The following is a 6,900-nucleotide window of genomic DNA, read 5'->3' as shown; positions in this document are numbered from 1 at the left end:
GGTACCGACCTCCTGGGCGAGCACCACGTGCTTCCACTCCTCGGCCAGGAACGTGGCGCTGTACGGCACACCGAGCCGGTCGATCAGCTCCGCCCAGAGCTTGCGCAGCTGAGCGTCGTCGATGATCTTCGGGTTCCCGTGCCGCTGCCGGAACACCTCGTGCGCAACCTGGTCGATGTGCCGCACCGAGATCCGATCGCGCACCTCGGCCGACTCGACGAGGAGGTCCACACCCGCCTGCAACGACGCCGCCAACGTCGAGGTGAAGGTGGTGAGCAGGACGGGGCCTTCGCCCACCGCCGCGAGATGTCTGGCTCGATGCATCGCGACCACCGTCTTGCCCGTGCCCGGGCCTCCCGTGACGCGGGCGGGTCCGCTGAAGTCGCCGTGCGCCACCTGGTACTGCACCGGGTGCAGTGCGACACGCCACAGGTCGAACGGCCTGCGCAACATCTCCAGCAGCTCTTGGGGGCCGTCGACGAGGAGTATTCGGTCGGGGCTGCGGCGGATCGCGGCCAGCAGGTCGTCGGGGTCGAACGAGTCATCCGGTTCACCGGCACCGAGCTCGGCCCAGATGTCGTCCAGCGCAACGTGCGCGGCCAGCCCTATCAGCACCTGCCACTGGATCTCGGGCAGGAAGCCGTGGGCCGCCTCGAGCTGTGCGTCGTCGGTGAGTGCCCTGGCGAACCGGCGAACGTCGTCATCGATCCGGAACCTGTCGAAGACGTCGTCAGTGACGTGGTCGAGCAGCCGGCCGGCGCTCTCCGGCTGCAGCTTCGCCAGCGAGGGCGTCACCTCTTCGATCGTCGCGGCATCCCTGAACTCGACCCGCCCGACTGCCGGGTTCACCGACACGACGTGGCGACGTGCCCACTCGTAGGCGTCGTCGTGCGGCAGCACCTTCACGAGCGTGAAGAGATCGTCCCCTTCGGGTATCAGCACGATGCCGCGGTAGAAGCGGTCGATGCGGACCGACCTGAGCCGGTTGTCCCGTGCGCCAGCGATCTTCTCCAGGTGCCCGCCGGTGGACTTCACGCCGTCGAACTTGCGGATCGCGGCAACCGTCCGCTCACGCACCTTGGGCTCCAGCTTTGGGTAGTCGCGGCGCGCGAACTCGATGTCGAACCCCAACGTACTCATCGTGCCTCCTCTACCCCTGCGCGCAGGTTCTCCAGGTCGCTGCGGACGTCTGTGCCGATCGATTCGTCGAGCCCTGGAACGCGGCCGATGTCGTCCAGCAGTGCGCGCAGCCGGCGTTCGGCGTCCTGCCATCTCCCCATGCCCAGCTCGAGCAGGGCGATCTGGCGCCGCAACATGTATGGCCGCGGGTCGTCCGCGGCGAGCACGGACGTCTCGTCCGCCAGTAGCCCGGTGAGCCTGTCCAGAGCGGCGATGGGCTCACCCGACAACGCGAGGCAGCTGGCCTCCTGCTGCCTGCACCGAAAACCCGCCGTGGTGTCGACCGGTCGCAGCCGGGCGAGGTCGGCGGTCAGCACGCGGAACAACCCTGCGGCTCGACTGTAGGCGCCATCGGCGAAGAGCGCCTCGGCCAGATCCACCCTGAGGTCGACGAGGTCGGGGTGATCCTCCTCTACCGCCCGGGTGAGGTCGTCGAGGGTCGCCTGGAGGAGGCCCGCCGCGCGATCGCCGCTGCGTCGGCGCAGCAGCTCCGCCGCCTCCGTACGCGCCGTCGTCACGGTCGCGACCAGGTCCGCATTCCTGCGGTCCTCGGGCAGCACTGCCACGCGGGCCACGGCGGCGGCGTACAGCCGCATCGGGTCGAGAGGGTCGCCCCGGGCCGGGTCCCCGGTCGCGAACGGGAGCAACGCGCGCGTCACCCCCTCGGCGTCGGTGGGGCGGTCCCGCGGGTCCTTCGCCAGCAGCTGGAGGCAGAGCCGGTCGACGGCCGCCGGCACGCAACCGCGGAGCTGTCTCGGCGACGGCGGAAGGTGCTCGACCTGGCGGGCCAGTGTTTCGTGCTCGGTGTCGGCGCGGAACGCTTGGCGACCGGTGAGCAGCTCGTACAACACGCAGCCAACCGCATAGAGATCGCCCCGCGCGCCGCTGCCCCCACCTGCCACCCGCTCCGGTGGCAGGTACGCGGGAGTGCCCGCGCCGTCCTCGACCCACGCTGGATCGTCAAGGGCGACGGCGAGACCGAAGTCCATGACCTTGACGGTGCCGTCTGGGCAGAGCATCACGTTCGACGGCTTGAGGTCACGATGCACGAGCCCCGCCCGGTGCGCGGCGGCGAGGACTGCACAGGCCTGGGCGACGATCGAGGCGGCCAGGCCGACTGCCACCGGACCACCGTGCGCGACCAGTTGCTCCACCGTCGTGCCAGCGACCCGTTGCATGACGACGTACGGTCGGCCGTCGTCGACGGTGCCGACGTCGAAGACGGCGGGGACGCCCGGATGTTCGAGCCTGGCGGTGATCCGCGACTCCCGGACGAAGCGCTCGGTCAGCTCACGGTCGTGTGCCCCACCTGGCAGCCGTGGGAACTTCACCGCGACGGGGCGATCCAGTTTGACGTCGTGGCCGAACCAGACCTCACCCATTCCGCCGCGGGCGACCGGCGGCGACGACAGGCGATAGCGACCGCCGCCCAGAATCTGCTCCGTCACCATGGCCTCCCCCGAGTCCGTGACCGCCGACGCTACACGTTGCCGCGGACACATTCGGATCCTTCACCGCAACGGGCGGAGCGGGACCGATCAGAACAGCGGGGAGTAACTCCGCTGGAGACGAACCAGCTCACCGGAGGCCTGCAGCGCCGCCACGTGCTCAGCCGCCCGGACCGGTGCGGTGCCGCCGCGCACGAGCAGGCCCGCCTCGATGCTCGTGGCGATGCCGGACTGGGTGAGGTTCGCGCTGGAGACGAGCAGGACCCTCCGGTCGGCCACCGCGACCTTCGCGTGCATCTTGGCCTTCCCCGCCGGCCGCCGCGACGACGGCCAGTGCCACAGCTCGACCTTCGGCAGTCCGCCGAACGCTGCGGCGGGCTCGTTGCCGCTGAGCGCGCTTCCGGCGCCGGTCAGCGTCTCGACCACGACCTGTACCCGCACGCCTCGCTCGACGGCGTCACCCAGCACCTCGACCAGAGGCGGGTACGGCTTCGCCGAGTAGGTCAGCAGGACCAGCTCGTGAACGGCTTGCCTGGCGATGTCGACCAGGACCTGCGCGGTCGCGCGGACCGGCACTTGATGGGTGCTGGGGCCGCTCCACACCGACTCGACCCTTGCCGCGCCGGTGTGCCGGTACCCGGCCGCGACGCCGCGCAGATACGCGGCGACCTCCGTGTCCGGGATCGCCTCGTCGCGTGCCGCCCGCAACAGTGCCTCTGCCGCGTCGCGTTCACCGGGCCCGGACGCGGCGACGGGGACCGGAACGACGGAGTCGCCAACTCTCGCGGCGACGGCCACCAATCGGTCGGCGCCCCACGTCTCGACGAACTCGGCAACGCGGCGGACGAACGGCCCCGCCGACAGGTCGCTCACGGAATCGCCTGGTACAGCGCGAGGTCGGAGTTGTCACCGACCGGGACGACGAACCGGCGGTCGAGGAAACGGTTGCCTCGCTCGCAGGTGGTCTCGGAGACGAACAAGCACACGTGGCAGGCAGCCCCGTGCAGGAAGTCGTCGGTGCCCTGCGGCAGTCGCTCGGCGCACAGCGGGTCGGACGAGCAGTGCCGCGCCTCGGCGAGCGCACGGGTGGTCAGCCGGGTGAGCGGCTCCGGCTCCGCCAGCGCGACCAGGCCGCCGAGCGTGCCTTCCGCGTCGGGCACCGCGGTGTAGATGAGGATGCCGCCGCGGGGGTCCTCCTCGTCACCGGCGTAGATCCGCTCGGACAGGCTCGCGGAGTTGTACCCGCACTCCAACGCGATAGTGCGGATCAGCAGGTGCGACAGCGTGTGTAGGGCGTAGAACCGAGCACCTGGCCAATGCTTCATCCAGTCCGGTGACCCGGGCACCCGGCCGGAGTAGCGGTTCCGCCGGAACTGGGCGTACGCGGCGCGGTGCCGCGTCATCGCGTCGGAGTCGCCGACCCGTTTCTCCCAGTCGGTCAGGAGCGTCTCGTCGACTCGCAGGAAGATCCCTTCGCCACGGACCTCGCTCGCCGGCAGCCAGGTCGGCGTGTCCCGGGTGAGCCGGACCCGCTCGACCAGGGTCGGGTCGTCGGGATCCGGCGCGTCCAGCCGGGTGAAGCCGACCAGTGCGCGCACCTCCCGCAGCCGCTCTACCAGGACCACGTCGGCATAGACGTTCTTTAGCGGGCCGGGGACGCCGACCGGGTCGCGCCGCAGCGTCAGGGCGTCGCTGGTGACCTCCTCACCGGAGCTGAGGATCTGCCACTCCGGCGACCGCAGGTCGGGGTAGCCCTCGGCCGTCTCGGTCTCTTCCTGCAGATCGACCCGGTGCCGTTCGATCGCGGCCCACCACTCATCGTCGTTCCACCGGGCGAACTCGGTCAGCCCGGCCACCTGGTCACGTCCGTAAGGGAGCATGTTCTTCGGCAGGCCCACCAACTTGTCCCAGTGCTTGGCCACCAGATCGGCCAGCTCACCGCCCGAGGTCTTGGGGACGTCGAGGGTGGAGAGCGTCTGCGCGAACCACTGGTTGGATGCGCCGACGACGAGCAGCATCGGATGCTGGTCGCACTCGCCGTAGGTGCCGAGGTGCGAATGCCTGCCGCGGCACCCCGGTAGGGTCTCCTCGCCGCGCCGGCCCTGAGCGTCGCGGATGTTGCGCCTCTTCCCGCAGTGCGTGCACTCGACATCGACGTTGGCGCCGACGTTGCCGCTGCGGTCGTGCATGCGCAGCTGTGGGTTCGGTGTGCCATCATCGCAGTCCGGCGACCGATGCACGAACATGACGTAGGGGAAGTCGTCGAGATGGCCGTTGGCGCAGCACACCATGAACCGCGCCGTGACGGCGAGCGGCGGCGTCTTGGACTTGCCGCAGTTCTGGTGCACGAACCGCGCGTCCTGGGTGCGGCGGGCCAGCTCGTTCTGGAAGCCGAAGGCCTGCGACTCGACGTTGCCGAGCTGGTTGCATGCCGTGCAGCGCAGCCACCGGGGGAACGGCGCGACCGGCACGCCCACCCGCAGTGCCGCGTCGTTCGGGTCGGTGTCGCTGCCGGGCCGCCAGGGGGCGTGGCGGAGCTCCTTCAGCTGGGGCGCCTCGGTGAAGGACCGGACAGCGGCGAGCAGCCGTGGCTCGACGATCGAGGTGCGCTCGCCGCCTACGTTGCTGTAGTCCCAGAAGTCGAGGCCGCGCACGATCACGGAGAAGTTCGGCAGGTCGACGAGTGCGCCCACGCCGCTGGTGAACATCAAGTGGCTGGGGCGCACGGTGCCGACGCGCCTGCGGTACCCGGCGCTCACTGCTCGTCTCCCCGCTGGTCGCTCTCCTCGCCGGCCGCGTCACCGGTCGGCGGGCTGGAAGTGGCGAAGGACCAGGGCCGCGCGTCGAACTCCGGCAGGTAGATCCCGTCGCCGCCGTCGACGAGCAAGTTGACCTCGTGCTCCGTCTCGCGCATCGAATAACCGGCGGTGCGGTCGGACCAGGCACCATTGCCGGCCGGCTCCAAGAACCCGCGGGCCGGGTGCTTGCCCGTCTGGTTGGCGTACCCGAGCTGCCCTTCGATGCCCTGCCATCGCTTCCACACGTCGACGAGGCGGCGGATCCGCTCACCGAAGTACTGCTCGCCCCTGGCACCGTCGACGGCCGCGGCCCGAGCAAGCAGGCGGTGCACGACCCCCCGCACGGCGGGGCCGTCGAGCGGCACCTGCGCGGCGGCCTGGTTGTCGGAGTACTCCTCCTCGATCTGCCGCACGGCCGCGACGAAGGTGGCGGCGGTGCCGCGGTCGAGCGCCCGCCGCGTGTACGGCGTGACCGACAGTGCTTCGACCTGACGGTAGAAGGTCGCGTGATAGTGGGCGAAGTCCTCGTAGTGGGCGAGGTCGCGCGGCCTGGTCCAGTTGTAGAGGGTCAGGACGAGACCGGGCCGGCCGCGGTCACGCCCGACGCGCGACGACGCCTGGATGTACTCGGCGGTGTTCTTCGGCTGCCCGGTGACCACCATCAGCCCGAACCTGGCGACGTCGACACCGACCTGCAGCATCGAGGTGGCCAGGACCACGTCGATCGGTGTGTGCGCCGGCTGGTCGGTACGGTCGTAGTACCGCTTGACCAGCGGGTGATAGTCGACCCGGTCCTTGCTGCGCGACGACTTGCCCCGGTTGGCCCTGCCCACCTCGCGCGTGTTGTCCCGGATGGCGATGCGGCGCACGCTGGTGTCCAGCTCCGGCTCGAACGGGACCTCGAGGCGTTTCAGTACCGCGCTGATGTCGCCGGAGGAGATGCGCGAGGTGAGCTCGCTCGCCTCCAGCAGCCTGCCGCGCCCGACCTGCCGCGCGACCATTCCCCGCCTGCCCCGGCGTTGCATGCGGATGACCACATCGTCGTCGAGGTAGCGGCGCATGCCGGCCAGCTCCCTGATCGCGTTGAAATACGCGACGACGGTGTGGTACGGGTCGGCGGCCGCGCCGTGCCTGTCGTACATCTGCTGCCCAGCCGCGAGCAGCGACTCCATCAGCTGGATCTCCGCGGACTTGAACCGCACGCCGTGCGCGCAGACGCCGAGGTAGCGGCGGCCCGGCGACTGCTCGGTCGGCTCGACCTGCCGGGAGAAGAAGGTGTCGCGCACGTCGAGCACCTGGGGCGGGAAGATCGCCAGGTCGCGGGCGAAGACTCCGAGCACCTGCTCCTTGGCGCGCTTGGTGGTCGCAGTGGAGGCGACGATCTTCGGCCCGGCGTCGTGTCCGCTGACGGGCCGCCACCGGCACAGCTCGTCGACGGCGGCCTCGAACAGGCCGACCATGGTGCCGAGCGCGCC

General features: G+C 70.5%; 5 protein-coding genes. All 5 read right to left on the bottom strand.

From position 1 onward, the window contains the following. The coding region (locus GEV07_30385) for an AAA family ATPase (protein MQA06823.1) at positions 1 to 1,272 on the bottom strand (1,272 nt) is incomplete at its 3' end. Further along, on the bottom strand, positions 1,137 to 2,681 hold the full coding sequence (locus tag GEV07_30380) for a protein kinase (GenBank protein MQA06822.1): 1,545 nt from the start codon (positions 2,679 to 2,681) through the stop codon (positions 1,137 to 1,139). The genes GEV07_30380 and GEV07_30385, both read right to left, overlap by 136 nt. Before the next feature lie 36 nt (positions 2,682 to 2,717). After that, complete coding sequence (locus tag GEV07_30375) at positions 2,718 to 3,500, bottom strand: endonuclease (protein MQA06821.1); 783 nt, start codon at positions 3,498 to 3,500, stop codon at positions 2,718 to 2,720. Continuing rightward, positions 3,497 to 5,386: a DUF1998 domain-containing protein gene (locus GEV07_30370; GenBank protein MQA06820.1), complete on the bottom strand. Its 1,890-nt coding sequence runs from the start codon at positions 5,384 to 5,386 to the stop codon at positions 3,497 to 3,499. The genes GEV07_30375 and GEV07_30370 overlap by 4 nt, the downstream gene beginning before the upstream one ends. Next, positions 5,383 to 6,900, bottom strand: a 1,518-nt coding sequence (locus GEV07_30365) for a helicase (GenBank protein ID MQA06819.1), incomplete at its 5' end; no start/stop codon positions are given. The genes GEV07_30370 and GEV07_30365, both read right to left, overlap by 4 nt.

The organism is Streptosporangiales bacterium (assembly GCA_009379825.1).
Taxonomy (GTDB): domain Bacteria; phylum Actinomycetota; class Actinomycetes; order Streptosporangiales; family WHST01; genus WHST01.
Note: the sequence above shows the minus strand (reverse complement) of the source record. Positions and strands in the feature narration are given on the sequence as shown.

Coding starts and splice junctions, on each gene's coding strand:
- GEV07_30380 (MQA06822.1), bottom strand. CDS start 2,681: ATGTGTCCGCGGCAACGTGTAGCGTCGGCGGTCACGGACTCGGGGGAG.